Below are 14,436 nucleotides of genomic sequence, written 5' to 3'. Positions count from 1 at the left end.
TCAGGCGCCCGTGGCGAGCAGATGCTCGGCCAGCGCCAGGTCGAACGGGCGGGTGACCTTCAGCGCGTACTCGGAGCCGGGGACGCAGGACACCGGGACGCCCTGCTTCTCGACCAGGCCGGCGTCGTCGGTGAGCGGGTCACCGGCGGCGGCGTGCGCGGCCGTCAGCACCGCCCGGCGGAAGCCCTGCGGGGTCTGCACCGCGCGCAGGGCGGAGCGGTCGACGGTGCCGAGGACGACCTCGTCGGCGCCGACCTCCTTGATCGTGTCGACGACGGGCAGCACCGGGATCACCGCGTCGTGTCCGGCGCGGACGGCCGCCGCGACGGATTCCACCAGGTCGGGCGGGGTCAGCGCCCGGGCGGCGTCGTGCACGAGGACGATCTCCGGGCCGGCGGGCACCGCCGCGAGGGCGGCGGCCACCGACGCCTGCCGCTCGGCGCCACCGGGCACCACGGTCACCGGGGCGACCGGGGCGAGCAGCTCACGTACCGCCGCCACCTCGGCGGCCGGGGCGGCCACGACGATGGTGTGCACCGACGGCGCGGCGGCGAGCCGGCGGACCGCGTGCACCAGCAGGGGTTCCCCACCGAGCAGGCGCAACGCCTTGGGGCGGCCGGGGCCGAGCCGTACGCCGGCACCGGCCGCAGGCACGAGGACCGCGACGTCACCGCACGGATTAAGCTGCGCGGTCACGTCGCGGTCCTCGGTGGTTTGTTCGCTACGCATCGGGTACGACGATGCTGCGGGGACTAGGCCTCGGTCAGGACCTTGTCGAGCAGCGTCTCCGCCTCGTCCTTGGTGCTCTTCTCGGCCAGCGCGACCTCGCCGACGAGAATGTCACGGGCCTTAGCGAGCATGCGCTTCTCACCCGCGGAGAGACCCCGCTCCCGCTCCCGACGCCACAGGTCGCGGACGACCTCGGCGACCTTCAGCGGGTTACCGGAGGCCAGCTTCTCCAGATTCGCCTTGTAACGCCGCGACCAGTTGGTCGGCTCCTCGGTGTGCGGTGCACGGAGCACGTCGAAGACCTTGCCGAGGCCCTCTTCGCCGACCACCTCGCGCACACCCACGATCTCGGCGTTCTCGGCGGGCACCCGGACCGTCAGGTCACCCTGCGCGACCTTCAAGACGAGGTATTGCTTAGGCTCGCCCTTGATCACCCGAGTCTCGATTGCCTCGATGAGTGCGGCCCCGTGGTGGGGGTAAACAACGGTCTCGCCGACACTGAAAACCATAGGTTCGAAACCCCTTTCGCTGTGTCTAGGGTAACACGCTCAGGCACCGATGTCTCACCGCTGTCCTGACCGTTGGCGCAGCTCAGGGGCCCTGTGAGAGGTCTTTCTTCAGCTTGACAGACCGCCAAACCAGTGGTTTGACCACGCTCCGTAACGCTCGGATGACGTCCCGGTACGAGTGACGCGAACGTCGAGATCAAGGGCTATGCGCTCCTCCCATGGTAGCCCGCCGGCCGGGTACGCGCCCAGGTGTAGCGGCAGCCCGCCCCGTGCGGGACGCTGGAGACCGAGCCGCTGTCCGCTCGCCGAGACGTCCTGGGGGTCCGATGGGCAAGCCCGACGCAGACGGCCCCGGACTGCCCGACCTGCCACCCGAGTGGGGCCGGGTGGTCGTGCCGGACGACGCCTCCGCGCTCGCCGCCGAGGCCGAACAGCTCCGCCGCGAGCTGGGTGGCACGCCCCGGCACGCCGTCCCGCCTCCGCCGGCCCGGTCCCCGTTCGCCCTCGCCCTGCTGGTGCTGCTGGTGGCGGTGCTGACCACCCTCGCCGGCCTCGCGGCGGTCACCTGGCCCCGGCCCGGCCGGTCCACCCCGGAGCCCACTCCCACCCCGTACGCGCCGCCGGCCGGGGCGGCCGGTCGACCGCTGCCCGCGCTGGACCTGGCCGACGCCGGCCAGTCACCGGTGCCCCTGCGCGGACTGGTGCCAGCGATGATCATCCTCGTGGACGGCTGTCCCTGCCCGGCCGACGTGGCCACCGCCGCCACCCTGGCACCGGCCGGCGTCACGGTGGTCACCGTCGCCGGCACCCGGCCCGTACGCGCCACGCCGCCCGCCGGGGCCACGGTGCGACCGCTCGCCGACCCGGCCGGCGGGCTGCGCTCGTTCCTGCACCTGCCGGCCCGCCCCGGCGCCGTCACCGCGCTGCTGGTGGACCGGACCGGCGTCCTCGTCAAGGTGGTCCCCGAGATCCATTCCGCCGAGGACTACCGCGCCGACCTGACCCGCCTCGCCGCCTGAGCCGCCCCGCCGGGGTGGTCAGGGCAGGGCGACCAGCTGCGCATCGACCCGCAGCGGCTCCGCGTTGGCGCTCGACAGCGAGACCTGGAACGGCCCGCCCCTGCCGGTGACCTCCGTCGACGTGACCGAGCCGTCGCAGGCGCTGGTGATCGGGTCGGCCGCCCAGGCCCCCTCGACCACGATCAGCAGCTCTCCCGGGCCGACACAGCGGTACTGGAGCAGGTGACGCGCCCCGCCCTCGGCGGAGGCCCTCTTGACGAGACCCTCCGCCGGACTGAGCACGGCCCGGGCGGTCCAGACCGTGTCGGGGAAGCTGGCCAGCCTGCCCCGACGCCCATCGCCCGCCTGGAGCGGGTCGTCCCCGGCGCGGCGCTGCTCCGGGTCCTCGACGTCCACCCGCACCGTCGTGCCCTCACGCGTCTCCGTCCGGACCGTCGCGCCGCCACGCGGATCCGTCCGCACCGTCGCGCCGCTGCGCGGGTCGACGAGCCAGAAGCTGGCGGGCCGTCCGGATCCCTCAGCGGGCACGACGAACCGGACGTGGGCGTCCGGCGGGGCGGCGAACCGGACCCGGTCCGCCGGTGCGACGTTCGACAGGTCCGGCACGGGGCCGGTGCGGGGCGCCTCGGCCTGCCACCACCAGCCGCCGCCGACCAGCGCGGCCAGCCCCGCCACGGCCAGTACGGCGCCGCGCAGCCGATCGTCGGCCCCGACGCCAGCCGTGTGCCCACCCGCGTCCGGCCCGGTCTCCGGCCGGTCTGCCGCATCGGCGTCCATCATCAGAGGGTAACCGTGCCGGGCGAACCGCTCACTCCTGTCCGTTCCAGCAACGCGGCGAAGAGGGTCAGGCCGGGGCCGAACGCCAGCATCACCACCCGCCGCGGCGGCGACGCGGCCCGGCGCAGCCGGTCCAGGATCAGCAACACCGTCGGCGACGAGCAGTTGCCGTGCTCGTCCAGGGTCGCCCGGGACGCCGCCAGGCCCTCCGGCGGCAGGGCCAGCTCCCGCTCGACCACGTTCAGGATGCGCGGGCCGCCCGGGTGCACCGCCCAGCCGTCCACCTCGGACAGCGTCGTGCCGTGCCGGGCCAGCAGCCCCTCGACCAGGCCCCGGACGTGCGTGGAGAGCACCTGCGGCACCTTCGGCGACAGCCCCATCCGGAAACCCGTGTCGGTGACGTCCCAGGTCATGTGGTCGGCCGTCGAGGTGTCCGTGACGGAGGTGACCTCGCGCAGCGCGTACCCCCGGCCGTCGGGAACGACCACGGCGGCGACCGCGGCGTCCGAGAAGAGCGCGTGGGAGACGATCTGCTGGGTGTCCACCCGGGCGCTGGAGGGCTGGATGTGCAGGCTGGTCAGCTCCGCGCAGAGCAGCAGCGCGGGCCGGCCCCGGGCGGTGACGAAGTCGCTCGCCGCGCCCAGGCCCGGCAGCGCGGCGTAGCAGCCCATGTGCCCGACGAACAGGCGCTGCGTGTCCGGGGCCATGCCCAGGTCCCGGGCGAGCAGGATGTCCAGCCCCGGGGTGGCGTACCCGGTGCACGAACAGACGACGAAGAGCCCGACGTCGCCGGCGGAGAGGCCGGCGGCCGTCAGCGCCCGGCCCACCGCCTCCTTGCCCAGCGGCAGCGCCTCGACCAGGTAGCGGCGCATCCGCCGCTCCGTGGGCCAGTCGGATACGTCCTCCAGCAACGGGTTCACGGCAGCCTGCCGGTGGGTGACCCCCGAGTGCGCGAAGATCCGCTGCGCCAGCGCCCGCGTGCTGCCGGAGAAGTGCTTCGAGAAGAAGCCCTCCCACAGGTCGTCCTGCGCGGCCGACGGCGGGTGTGCCGTCCCCAGCCCCGCGATCACCGGTACGGCCACCATGCCCACCTCTCGTCCGGCCTTGCGCACCGGGCGGTCGAACCCGCCCCTGGACGGGCCGTGCGCCCGCGCGTCCGCCGACCCGGCGGACCCCCCACGCTCACCAACGAGGCACCGTTCCGTCGCGGTCCGGGTCACCGCCCAGCGCGGCGACGCCCAGCCAGTCCGCGCAGACGTCCGACGTCGCCGGGTGCAGCGAGCCGCAGCGGGCGTCCCGGTAGAGCCGCTCCAGCGGATGTCCCCGCCGGGTCGCGGACGTGCCGGCCGCCTCCAGCACGGACGCGGCCACGTCGGCGGCGGTGGTGCCGGCGAGCAGCTTCGCCCGCCAGACCCAGCGGTTGGTCTCCGCGTCGCCCGGCGCCTCGTCCACCCGGCGGGCCGCCTCCGCGACCACCAACTGGGCCGCCGCCACCGCCGCGTCGGCCCGGCCCAGGCGGGACCGGACCGCCGGCAGGCCGGCGAGGTTGCGGGCGTTCAGGTGCTCGGCCGCCGCGTCGAGGGCCGCCCGGGCCACCCCCACGTAGACGGCGGCGTAGCTGGCCACCAGCCAGTGCGGCATGAGCTGGGCGACCACCAGGGCCAGCCCCTCCACGCCGCCGAGCAGCCGGTCGGCCGGCACGGTCACGTCCAGGTGCAGGTCGTGCGAGGAGGTCGCGCGCATGCCGAGCGAGTCCCACGTGGGCTCGACGGTCAGCCCGTCGCCGGCCGGCACCAGGAACTGGGAGACCACCGACTGGTCGACGGCGCTGCGGGCGGCCACCAGGTAACCGTCCGCGTGCCCGGCCCCGGAACAGAACGTCTTGCTGCCCTTGAGGTGCCAACCGCCGTCGGCCGGCTCGTAGACGGTGCTGAGCTGGGAGAGCCGGGCACCGGCGCCGCGCTCGCTCATCGCCACGGCGTACCAGGAGCCCTGGGCGGCGGCGGTGAGCAGCCGGTCCCGGGCGGCCAGCGCCTCGGCCGGGACGCCGAGCGCCTCGGCCAGTTCCTCGGTCACCGCGCCGAGCGCGCCGGTGACCGAGGCGTGCATGTTGAAGACCAGGGCCGTCGCGCCGTTGCCCCGGGCCAGCTCGGTGGCGACCGCCGCGTACTCGGCGAAGGTGGCGCCCATCCCGCCGAGTGCGGTGGGAACCATCAGGCCGAAGAGCCCGGCCTCGCGCAGGTCACGGAAGTCCTCGACCGGGAACGAGCCGTCCCGGTCGTGCTCGGCCGCCCGGGCGGCCAGCCTCGGTGCCAGGCGGCGAGCCGCCTCCAACGCGTGCTGCGTCATACAGCCCCCTTCTCGGCCCTCTCCCTACCCAGGGACGGGCACCGCTATCCGCTCCGCGTACCACGCCCCTGGTAGAGCACGGCCGTCGACCAGGTCGGCACGATCCGCGGCGGCGGGCCGGCGACCGTCGCGTGCGGACGGTCGGTCGGGACCGCATACGGGCGGCCGGTGGCGCGCATCCGGCGGACCAGCCAGCCGAGCAGGCCGGGCATCCCCGGCCGGATGCCCCGCAGGCGCAGGTCGACCCCGTGCCGGGCGCACTCCGCCACCAGCGCCCGGGAGTCCACGAACAACCGTGGATCGTGGATGCCCTTCGGCACCGTGGGCAGCCGCTCGGCGATCCGCACGGCCAGCAGGCGGCTCAGCGCCGTGTCGTTCAGCGTGTCCAGGACGAGCAGGCCGCCGGGCCGCAGCAGGCGGCACGCCTCGGCCACCGCGCGCCGCCAGTCCGGCACGTGCTCCAGCAACTCGCCCGCCGCGACCACGTCGGCGCAGCCGTCGACCAGCGGTACGGCGGTCACGTCGCCGTTGACGACGGTCGCCCCGTGCGCGGCGGCCTGCGCCAGGGCCGACCGGGTGAGGTCGACGCCCACGTGCCGGTAGCCCTTGCCGGCCAGGTGCGGGGCGAGCAGCCCGGCGCCGCAGCCGAGGTCGACGAGGAGGGCGCCGGGGCGGGACGCCGGCGGCACGAGCGCCGCGCGGGCCTCGGCCAGCCAGTGCAGCATCGCGAACGCGCCGTCCGGCCGCCACCACTCGCCGGCCAGGTCGTCGTACTGGCGCGGATCGTTGCGTGGCAGGGTGCGGCCCGCGTCTGGCATGGACCGAGCGTGGCACGACTGCCCGGTAACGACCAGACTTTCCTCATGTCGCCAACGGTGCTAGGGCTGGTCAGGGCGAGTCACCCGGAGCCGGCCGCCGCGGTCACCACGGTGGCCGGGCTGCTCGCGTGGGGCGTCGGGCACCGGCCGGGCGGGATCCTCGCCGTGGTGCTCACCGTGGCGGCCAGCCAGCTCGCCGTCGGCTGGGCCAACGACGCGCTCGACGCCGACCGGGACGCCACGGTGGGGCGTACCGACAAGCCGGTCGCCGCCGGCGCGGTCGGTCGGCGCGCCACGGCCGTGGCCGCGGCGGTGTCCGCGCTCGCCACCCCGGCGCTGGCGCTGGCCACCGGCCCGGCCGCCGCGCTCTGCGCCACCCTCGGGCTGGTCTCCGCGCTGCTCTACGACTGGCCGCTGAAGTCGACCCCGGTCTCGGTGCTGCCCTACGCGGTCTCCTTCGGCTCGCTGCCCGCCTTCGTCGTGCTGGCGCTGCCCGGAGCGGTGGTGCCGCCGGTCTGGCTGGTCGCCGCCGCGGCCTGCCTGGGCGCCGGGGCGCACTTCGCCAACGTCCTGCCCGACCTGGCCGACGACGCCCGGACGGGGGTGCGTGGGCTGCCGCACCGGCTCGGTCCGGCCGGCAGCCGGGCCGCCGCCGCGCTGCTGCTGCTCGCGGCGACCGCCACGCTGGTCCTCGGGCCGCCCGGGCCGCCGTCGGGGGTCGGCCTCGCCGCGGTCGTGGCCGCCGTCGTGGTGCCGCCGCTGAGCTGGTACGCGGGACGCGCCACCACCCGGGCCGGCGGCCGGCAGGTGGCCGCCTTCCGGGCCGTGATGCTGGTCGCCCTCATCGACGTCGTCCTGCTCGTCACGAGCGGCCGACTGGTGTGACGCGCGTCCCCCCGGGTGCCATCTCCGGGTCGGCGTGCGGGCGTGGATCAGGCCCAACTACCCTGGAGCGCGGTCTGCGCGGGCATGGCCACCATGCCCGGCGTGAGCACCGGGTGGGATCGTGACGAGGAGGACCGACGTGACGCGCTCGATCAGGGGTTCCCGGCGGGCGGCCCTGCTGCTGTCCGGGATGGCCGCGGCGACCGGGCTGCTGCTGTCCGGCTGCGGCGCCGGCCAGGTCTCCGAGACCGCCAACAAGGCGCCGTCGGTCCAGGGCGTCAACCTGTCGGCCGGCAACGGCGCCTACGCGGTCCGCGGCCTGCTGGTCGAGTTCCCCGGCACCGAGGGCTACAAGGCGGGTGCCAACGCCGTCCTGAGCGCCGTGATCTACAACGACTCGCCGAACCCGGTGACCGTGACCGTGACCACCGACAGCGCGCGCGAGGTGGTGATCACCGGCACCGGCGCCTCGGCCAGCCCGTCTGCGTCCCCGAGCGAGTCGGAGTCGCCCGCCCCCTCCGGGTCGCCCTCGCCGGCGGAGTCGGCCAGCCCGGGCGCCCCCGAGAGCCCGTCGGGATCGGCCAGCCCGGGCGCCTCCGAGAGCCCGTCGGAGTCGGTCAGCCCCGGTGCCCCGGAGAGCCCGGCCCCCGAGAGCCCGGCCGCGCCGGCCGGCGAGCCGGCCCGGATCGAGATTCCGCCGCTCAGCTACGTGCAGCTCAGCGCCCAGTCGAACCGGGTCTTCCAGCTCATCGGCCTGAACGAGGCGCTGCGCTCCGGCCAGAACGTCACCCTGACCTTCGATTTCGGCAACGGTGCCACGGTCACCGGCCCGGCCCCGGTCGCCGTGCCGCTCACCCCGGCCGCGCCCCCGTCGAAGATCGTCGAGCGCCTGGGCGGCTACGAGGAGAACGAGGGCGGCGGTCACTGACCCTCCGCCCCGCTGTTTCCGACGACACCGTCGGCGTGGTGACCGCCACGCCGGCGGTGTCTTCGTCATACCGGGGGACTAACGTCCCGGTGTGACCACCTCCCGATCGAGCTCCCCCCGCGCTGGCGGGGCCGGCGGGCGCGGCCGGGCCGCCGCTCGCGAGCCCCGGCCGGCCTACGAGTGCGACGCCTGCGGGCACCAGCCGCCGAAGTGGGTCGGGCGCTGCCCGGAGTGCGGCGAGTGGGGCTCGGTGGTCGAGTGCACGGTCACCGGCCCGACGGTCTCCGGAAAGGTGGTCAGCTCCCGGATGCCGGCCGAGCCGGCCCGGCCGATCGCCACCATCAGCGCCGCACCGGCAAGGGCCCGCCCCACCGGGGTCAGCGAGCTCGACCGCGTCCTCGGCGGCGGCCTGGTCCCCGGCGCGGTGGTGCTGCTCGCCGGGGAGCCGGGGGTCGGCAAGTCCACCCTGCTGCTCGACGTGGCCCAGCAGTGGGCCGCCGGCGCCGGCAGCCCCTCGCTGGTGGTCAGCGGCGAGGAGTCGGTCAGCCAGGTCCGGCTGCGCGCGGAGCGGATGGGCGCCCTGCACGACCAGCTCTACCTCGCGGCCGAGAGCGACCTCGCCGCGGTGCTCGGTCACCTCGACGCGGTCAAGCCGGGCCTGCTGGTGCTCGACTCGGTGCAGACCATCTCCACCAACAACGCCGAGGGCGTGTCGGGCGGGGTGACCCAGGTGCGGGCGGTCACCGCCGCCCTGGTCGCGGTGGCCAAGGAGCGGGGCATCGCCACCGTGCTGGTCGGCCACGTCACCAAGGACGGCCAGGTGGCCGGGCCCCGGGTGCTGGAGCACCTGGTCGACGTGGTGCTGCACTTCGAGGGCGACAAGCACTCCTCGTTGCGCATGGTGCGCGGCGTGAAGAACCGGTTCGGCGCCGCCGACGAGGTGGGTTGCTTCGAGATGCACGAGGGCGGCATCAGCAGCCTGGCCGACCCGTCCGGGCTCTTCCTGACCCGCTATTCGGAGCCGGTGCCCGGCACCTGCGTCACGGTGGCGATGGAGGGGCGCCGGGCACTCGTCACCGAGGTGCAGGCGCTGATCGGCGCGACCGTGGCCGGTTCGCCCCGGCGGACGGTCTCGGGGCTCGACTCGGCCCGGCTCGCGATGGTGCTGGCCGTGCTCCAGCGACGCACCGAACGCCTGACCCTGCACGACCGGGAGGTCTTCGCGGCCACCGTCGGCGGCATCCGGGTGGTGGAGCCGGCGGCCGACCTCGCCGTGGCCCTCGCCGTCGCCTCGGGCGGGCTCAACCTGGCCATCGCGCCGCACCTGGTGGCGATCGGCGAGGTCGGCCTGACGGGGGAGGTGCGCCGTGTCGGCGCCGTGCCGCGCCGGCTGGCCGAGGCGGCCCGGCTCGGCTTCCGGCTCGCGCTGGTGCCGACCGGCTGCGGCCCCGAGAGCACCGGCGTCACGCCGGAGCACATGCGGGTGATCGAGGTGACCGACGTACGCTCGGCGCTCCAGGCCGTCGCCCGGGCCTCCGCCGAGTGACCGCCGAGAATGGTCGGCGGAACGTCCGGTCCGATACCGGACAGCCCGGACGCCAGCCCACGGTCCGGGCGAGGTGGGGCATCGTGACACATCACAGTAACCACGACAGCACCCACCGCAGGGCAGTCCGTAGACTGTGTCCGTGCCGATCGACCGCGACACCGCCAAGCCTGCTGGCGCGACACCCCACGCCCGCACCGGCGCCGTGGGCTCCCCCGCCCGCGCGATCAGCGTGACCGTGACCGGCGGCGCCGGGGGCGTCGGTGACCCGTTGCGGGCGAACCTGGCCCTGATGGCCCCGGGCACCGCCCTGCGCGACGGCCTCGAGCGCATCCTGCGCGGCCGGACGGGCGCGTTGATCGTCCTCGGCTACGACAAGGTGGTCGAGGGTCTCTGCACCGGTGGGTTCCCGCTCGACGTCGAGTTCTCCGCCACCCGGGTGCGGGAGCTGTGCAAGATGGACGGCGCGGTCGTGCTCTCCAGCGACGGCACCCGCATCGTGCGGGCCGCCGTGCACCTGATGCCCGACCCCACCATCCCGACCGAGGAGTCCGGCACCCGGCACCGCACGGCGGAGCGGGTGGCCCGGCAGACGGGCTACCCGGTCATCTCGGTCAGCCAGTCGATGCGGATCATCAGCCTCTACGTCAACGGCCAGCGGCACGTGCTGGACGACTCGGCGGCGATCCTGTCCCGTGCCAACCAGGCGCTCGCCACGCTGGAGCGCTACAAGCTCCGGCTCGACGAGGTCTCCGGCACCCTCTCCGCCCTGGAGATCGAGGACCTGGTCACCGTACGGGACGCGGTCGCGGTGGTGCAGCGGCTGGAGATGGTCCGCCGGATCGCCGACGAGATCGCCGGCTACGTGGTGGAGTTGGGCACCGACGGTCGCCTGCTCGCCCTCCAGCTCGACGAGCTGATGGCCGGCGTCGACGCCGACCGCACCCTGGTGATCCGGGACTACCTGCCGGCCGGCCGGAAGTCCCGCACCCTCGACGAGGCCCTGGTGGAGCTGGATCTGCTCGGCGCCACCGAGCTGATCGACCTGGTCGCGGTCGCCAAGGCCATCGGCTACCCGGCCGCGTCCGACGCGCTCGACGCGGCGGTCAGCCCGCGCGGGTTCCGGCTGCTGGCCAAGGTGCCCCGGCTGCCGGTCGCCGTGGTCGACCGCCTCGTCGTGCACTTCGGCAGTCTCCAGCGGCTGCTGGGCGCCACGGTCGAGGATCTCCAGGCCGTCGAGGGGGTCGGCGACGCGCGCGCCCGGGGCGTCCGCGAGGGGCTGTCCCGCCTCGCCGAGGCGTCGATCCTCGAACGCTACGTCTGACCCGGCCGTACGCCGGCCCGGCCCACACGGTCACAGCTTCCGGGGCCACACCGCCACCGCCATCCGTCGGGCGGGCCCGGCCCGGCCGACCGACCGCGCGGCGGCCCGGTCTGTCCGGCAGCCCAGTGTCCGGCTGGCCGCCCGGCCCACGGGTGGTCAGTCGGTGACGGTGAGCTTGACCGGCTCGCTGAGCTTGGTGCCGACCCGGGCGTAGACCTGGTAGGTGCCGGCCGGCGGGTTGGGGCCCGCCGCCACCCCGTTGGCGCACTTGGTGGTGTCGCGGCCGTTCCAGCCCACCTGGTAGGCGCGCTCGAAGCCCGGGGTGAAGGACTGCACGTCGGAACCCTGGGCGGTGCCGCACGTGTCGGACGACCAGACCTTCTCGGCCCCCGACTTGATGAACAGCTCCTGCACGGAGGCGCCGACATCGCGGCTGCACGTCCGCTCGGAGCGATTCTTGATCTTGAGCCGGAGGTCCACCACGGCCCCCCGGACCACCGAGGCGGGCTGGGCCACCGGGGTCACCGTGATCTCGGCGTCCGTGCAGGCGCCGTCACCGGCGGCCGGCACGACGGGTGCCACCGGCGGCGAGTCGGTGGTGACCGGCTCGCCCGACGGATCTTCGGCGTCAGGGCCGTCCGCCGCACCCGGCGAGGGCCCCCCGGTCTGCGGGGCGAGCACCGAACCGGTGGGTTCCGGCGAGGCACCGGACGACGTCGCGCCCGGAGTGGGCTGCGCGTCACCGCCCTTCTTCGCGTTCCGGTCCGATCCGGTGCACGAATAGAGCAGGACAATCAGGAAGAGAAGCCCGGCTCCGAGTACGACGGCGCGACGCCGCCAGTACACGGCGGGGGACAGGGGGCCGACCGTCAGACGCATGATGTCCCCACCGTAGCGGCGCGGGGCACGCCAGCCCCGCACGACGCGCCGAGTCGCCCACCGCTCACCGCACCGACCCTCCACATGCGACGGCTCCGGCTGCCGACCGTGTCCCGCCGGCGACGCTGGGTCGCCGCGCCGCCGGCACTCAGAGGTACACCTTGCGCTGGTAGATGGCGTGGGCACCCGCGACCCGGTCCAGGAAGAGCAGGCCGGCGCAGTGGTCGATCTCGTGCTGGAGGGCCCGCGCCTCGAACCCGTCCGTCACCAGCCGTACGGGCCGGCCGGTGCCGGGCAGGACGCCCTCCACCACCAGCCGGCTTGCCCGCTTGACGTCCCCGGTCAGGTCGGGCACCGACATGCACCCCTCGCGCGCCACCTTCCACCGGCTCGCCTCGACGACCCGGGCGTTGCACAGCACGAAGGTGCCGTGCACGGTGAGCGCCTTCGGGTGGCCCGTCACGTCCACCGCGAAGACCTGCGCACCCACACCGACCTGCGGGGCGGCCAGCCCCACGCAGCCCGGGGACACCCGCATGGTGGCGATCAGGTCGGCGGCCAGCCGTACCGTCTCCGCCGCCGTCGGATCCACCTCGCTGCCGGAGCGGCTGAGCACCTGCTCCGGCGCGCACACCACCGGCCGCACCTCCCCCGGAACGGCCAGGGACTCCGGGGTCCAGTCGCCGAGGCCGACGTACGCCTCGATCTCCGGTCCGCGCCCCGCGCCGGTCACAGCAGGTCCGGATCGGCCGGCCGGAGGGTCACCCCGACGCCCAACTCCTCGGCCGTCGCCGCCAGCCGCCCGGCCAGCCCGTCGGCCGTGCCGGGCGGCAACTCCACCTCGGCGACCACCACGTACAGCGAGCCGGTGAGGCGGGTGCTCAGGTCGGTGACGTTGCCGCCGGCGTCGGCGAGCACCCGGGTCATGGCCGCCACGATGCCCATCCGGTCCGCGCCGTGCACCGCCAGCACGTACGGCTCGCCGGCGGGAGCCGTCTCGCCGTCGGGGGTGACCGCGCGTACGGTGGCCAGCAGTTGACCGTCGGCGGAGAGCGGCACCAGCGCGGCCTCGACGTCGGCGGCGGCCGGGCCGACGCAGATCAGGGTCATCGCGAAGTGCCCCCGCAGCCGGGTCATGGTGCTGTCGGTGAGGTTCGCGCCGAGCCGGGCGAGCAGCTCGGCGACGTCGGCCACGATGCCTGGCCGGTCCCGGCCGATGACGGTGATCGCGAGCTCGTTCATCCGGGCATTCTGCCCGATCCGTCCGCCGCCGCGGCAGCGCCCCGCCCGGACCGCCCAGCCAGCGGGACGGTAGTGGCGCCCCGTCGTGGCACCGTCGCCCGCACCGCCCCGGCGACGGGACGCGTGACATCATCGGCGACGCGATGTCTGAGCCCACTTTCGCCACCCTGGTCAGCCGGTGGTACGAGGAGAACGCCCGCGACCTGCCATGGCGCGGACCCGACGTGACCCCGTGGGCCATCCTGGTCAGCGAGGTCATGCTCCAGCAGACGCCTGTCGTACGCGTGCTCCCCGCCTGGGAGGCCTGGCTGGCGCGCTGGCCCGAACCGGCCGCGCTGGCGGCGGACAGCCCCGCCGAGGCGATCCGGATGTGGGGGCGGCTCGGCTATCCCCGTCGGGCGGTGCGGCTGCGCGACTGCGCGCTGGCGATCGTCGAGAGGCACGGCGGGCAGGTCCCCGACCGGCTGGACCAGTTGCTGGCGCTGCCGGGCGTCGGCACGTACACGGCCCGGGCGGTGGCCGCGTTCGCGTACGGTCAGCGGCACCCGGTGGTCGACACCAACGTGCGGCGGGTGGTCTGCCGGGCGATCGCCGGCGAACCGGACGCCGGCCCGGCGACCCGCCCGGCCGACCTGGTCGCCACCGAGGAACTGCTCCCCGTCGAACCGGCCGCCGCCGCCCTGGCCAGCGCGGCCTTCATGGAGCTGGGCGCGGTGGTCTGCGTCGCCAGGTCGCCCCGCTGCGGCGTCTGCCCCGTCGAATCGGTCTGCGCCTGGCGCGCGTCCGGCCGCGAGGCGCCCGCGGGTCCGACCCGCCGCCCCCAGCGGTACGCCGGCACCGACCGCCAGGTACGCGGGCTGCTGCTCGGCGTACTACGGGAGACGGCCGGGCCGGTGCCGCACCAGCGGCTCGACCAGGTGTGGGCCGACGACGTCCAGCGGTCCCGGGCGCTCGCCGGACTGGTGCGGGACGGTCTCGTGGAACCGGTCGGCGAATCCTCGTTCCGCCTCGTCGGCGACGGGCCACCCGTCCCGGTGGGCTGACCCGGCGCGGACGCTGGGCGGCGCCGGGTCGGCGTGGGCCAGCCCCTGGCGTGACGAAAGGGCCGGCCCCGTTGTGGGGGCCGGCCCTTGTCGTTGGGGTGTGGTGTGTCAGGCGGTGTAGCCGCGGGTGGCGATCCAGTCGGCGAGGTTGTCGACGCTCATGCGGTAGGAGGCCTGGTTGGGGTTGGCGGAGTCGGCGATGGTGACGGTGTTGCCGTTGTCGCGGTAGCCGACGACGCTGATGTAGTGCCCGCCTTCGAAGGAGTGGGTGGTGCCGTCGGTGTCGGTGGCGGTGCCGGCGATGTTGGCGACGATGGCGTGGCCTTCGTCGATGGCGGTGACGATGTCGCCGCGTAGCTTGTCGGTCTGCTTGTCGTCGGCCTTGGCG

The 14,436-nt window shown here is 75.1% G+C and carries 16 protein-coding genes; 6 read left to right on the top strand and 10 right to left on the bottom strand.

Features of this window, described 5'->3' with window-relative positions:
- Entirely contained in the window at window positions 1-696 is a 696-nt protein-coding gene (gene ispD / locus ABZ573_RS24060) for a 2-C-methyl-D-erythritol 4-phosphate cytidylyltransferase (RefSeq protein WP_132239894.1), read from the bottom strand.
- Between the two features lie 56 nt (window positions 697-752).
- Window positions 753-1,238: a CarD family transcriptional regulator gene (locus ABZ573_RS24055; RefSeq protein WP_091626665.1), complete on the bottom strand. Its 486-nt coding sequence runs from the start codon at window positions 1,236-1,238 to the stop codon at window positions 753-755.
- Between the two features lie 326 nt (window positions 1,239-1,564).
- Between ABZ573_RS24055 and ABZ573_RS24050 the strand changes: the two genes are divergently transcribed.
- Window positions 1,565-2,257: a hypothetical protein gene (locus tag ABZ573_RS24050; RefSeq protein ID WP_358121156.1), complete on the top strand. Its 693-nt coding sequence runs from the start codon at window positions 1,565-1,567 to the stop codon at window positions 2,255-2,257.
- Window positions 2,258-2,275: 18 nt separating this feature from the next.
- On the opposite strand, the gene ABZ573_RS24045 is transcribed toward ABZ573_RS24050, so the two are convergent.
- The 4 genes from ABZ573_RS24045 to ABZ573_RS24030 all read right to left on the bottom strand — a co-directional run bounded on the left by ABZ573_RS24045 (window position 2,276) and on the right by ABZ573_RS24030 (window position 6,201).
- Complete coding sequence (locus tag ABZ573_RS24045; RefSeq protein ID WP_358121153.1) at window positions 2,276-3,034, bottom strand: hypothetical protein; 759 nt, start codon at window positions 3,032-3,034, stop codon at window positions 2,276-2,278.
- 2 nt (window positions 3,035-3,036) lie between these two features.
- Window positions 3,037-4,125 carry a type III polyketide synthase gene (locus tag ABZ573_RS24040; protein ID WP_358121280.1) on the bottom strand — a complete coding sequence of 363 codons (1,089 nt, stop codon included), beginning with the start codon at window positions 4,123-4,125 and terminating at the stop codon, window positions 3,037-3,039.
- Between the two features lie 91 nt (window positions 4,126-4,216).
- Complete coding sequence (locus ABZ573_RS24035; protein WP_358121150.1) at window positions 4,217-5,383, bottom strand: acyl-CoA dehydrogenase family protein; 1,167 nt, start codon at window positions 5,381-5,383, stop codon at window positions 4,217-4,219.
- Between the two features lie 44 nt (window positions 5,384-5,427).
- Window positions 5,428-6,201 carry a methyltransferase domain-containing protein gene (locus ABZ573_RS24030; protein ID WP_358121147.1) on the bottom strand — a complete coding sequence of 258 codons (774 nt, stop codon included), beginning with the start codon at window positions 6,199-6,201 and terminating at the stop codon, window positions 5,428-5,430.
- Between the two features lie 45 nt (window positions 6,202-6,246).
- Here ABZ573_RS24030 and ABZ573_RS24025 point away from each other — a divergent pair, with 45 nt between their 5' ends.
- From ABZ573_RS24025 to disA, 4 genes are all read left to right on the top strand, one after another.
- Entirely contained in the window at window positions 6,247-7,086 is an 840-nt protein-coding gene (locus ABZ573_RS24025; protein ID WP_358121144.1) for a UbiA family prenyltransferase, read from the top strand.
- Window positions 7,087-7,225: 139 nt separating this feature from the next.
- Entirely contained in the window at window positions 7,226-8,014 is a 789-nt protein-coding gene (locus ABZ573_RS24020; protein ID WP_151454107.1) for a hypothetical protein, read from the top strand.
- Between the two features lie 91 nt (window positions 8,015-8,105).
- Window positions 8,106-9,560, top strand: a complete 1,455-nt coding sequence (gene radA / locus ABZ573_RS24015) for a DNA repair protein RadA (RefSeq protein WP_151454106.1) — start codon at window positions 8,106-8,108, stop codon at window positions 9,558-9,560.
- Window positions 9,561-9,702: 142 nt separating this feature from the next.
- Entirely contained in the window at window positions 9,703-10,884 is a 1,182-nt protein-coding gene (disA, locus tag ABZ573_RS24010; protein ID WP_358121141.1) for a DNA integrity scanning diadenylate cyclase DisA, read from the top strand.
- Window positions 10,885-11,040: 156 nt separating this feature from the next.
- Here disA and ABZ573_RS24005 read toward each other — a convergent pair whose 3' ends face one another.
- From ABZ573_RS24005 to ABZ573_RS23995, 3 genes are all read right to left on the bottom strand, one after another.
- Window positions 11,041-11,763 (bottom strand): hypothetical protein, encoded by a 723-nt coding sequence (locus ABZ573_RS24005; RefSeq protein WP_327029825.1) that lies wholly within the window; start codon window positions 11,761-11,763, stop codon window positions 11,041-11,043.
- A 148-nt stretch (window positions 11,764-11,911) separates the two neighbouring features.
- Window positions 11,912-12,469, bottom strand: coding sequence for a peptide deformylase (locus tag ABZ573_RS24000; RefSeq protein WP_327031110.1), 558 nt, complete (start codon window positions 12,467-12,469; stop codon window positions 11,912-11,914).
- 23 nt (window positions 12,470-12,492) lie between these two features.
- Window positions 12,493-13,005: an ACT domain-containing protein gene (locus tag ABZ573_RS23995; RefSeq protein WP_358121137.1), complete on the bottom strand. Its 513-nt coding sequence runs from the start codon at window positions 13,003-13,005 to the stop codon at window positions 12,493-12,495.
- 143 nt (window positions 13,006-13,148) lie between these two features.
- On the opposite strand from ABZ573_RS23995, the gene ABZ573_RS23990 reads away from it, so the two are divergent.
- Window positions 13,149-14,048 carry an A/G-specific adenine glycosylase gene (locus tag ABZ573_RS23990; RefSeq protein ID WP_151454101.1) on the top strand — a complete coding sequence of 300 codons (900 nt, stop codon included), beginning with the start codon at window positions 13,149-13,151 and terminating at the stop codon, window positions 14,046-14,048.
- A 108-nt stretch (window positions 14,049-14,156) separates the two neighbouring features.
- On the opposite strand, the gene ABZ573_RS23985 is transcribed toward ABZ573_RS23990, so the two are convergent.
- On the bottom strand, window positions 14,157-14,436 hold a 280-nt coding region (locus ABZ573_RS23985), incomplete at its 5' end, for a C39 family peptidase (RefSeq protein ID WP_358121133.1).

Source organism: Micromonospora sp. NPDC007220, from assembly GCF_040634035.1.
GTDB classification, from domain to species: domain Bacteria; phylum Actinomycetota; class Actinomycetes; order Mycobacteriales; family Micromonosporaceae; genus Micromonospora; species Micromonospora reichwaldensis.
This window is presented reverse-complemented; position numbering and strand designations above follow the sequence as displayed.

Coding starts and splice junctions, on each gene's coding strand:
- ABZ573_RS24055 (WP_091626665.1), bottom strand. CDS start 1,238: ATGGTTTTCAGTGTCGGCGAGACCGTTGTTTACCCCCACCACGGGGCC.
- ABZ573_RS24050 (WP_358121156.1), top strand. CDS start 1,565: ATGGGCAAGCCCGACGCAGACGGCCCCGGACTGCCCGACCTGCCACCC.
- ABZ573_RS24045 (WP_358121153.1), bottom strand. CDS start 3,034: ATGGACGCCGATGCGGCAGACCGGCCGGAGACCGGGCCGGACGCGGGT.
- ABZ573_RS24035 (WP_358121150.1), bottom strand. CDS start 5,383: ATGACGCAGCACGCGTTGGAGGCGGCTCGCCGCCTGGCACCGAGGCTG.
- ABZ573_RS24030 (WP_358121147.1), bottom strand. CDS start 6,201: ATGCCAGACGCGGGCCGCACCCTGCCACGCAACGATCCGCGCCAGTAC.
- ABZ573_RS24025 (WP_358121144.1), top strand. CDS start 6,247: ATGTCGCCAACGGTGCTAGGGCTGGTCAGGGCGAGTCACCCGGAGCCG.
- ABZ573_RS24005 (WP_327029825.1), bottom strand. CDS start 11,763: ATGCGTCTGACGGTCGGCCCCCTGTCCCCCGCCGTGTACTGGCGGCGT.
- ABZ573_RS23995 (WP_358121137.1), bottom strand. CDS start 13,005: ATGAACGAGCTCGCGATCACCGTCATCGGCCGGGACCGGCCAGGCATC.
- ABZ573_RS23990 (WP_151454101.1), top strand. CDS start 13,149: ATGTCTGAGCCCACTTTCGCCACCCTGGTCAGCCGGTGGTACGAGGAG.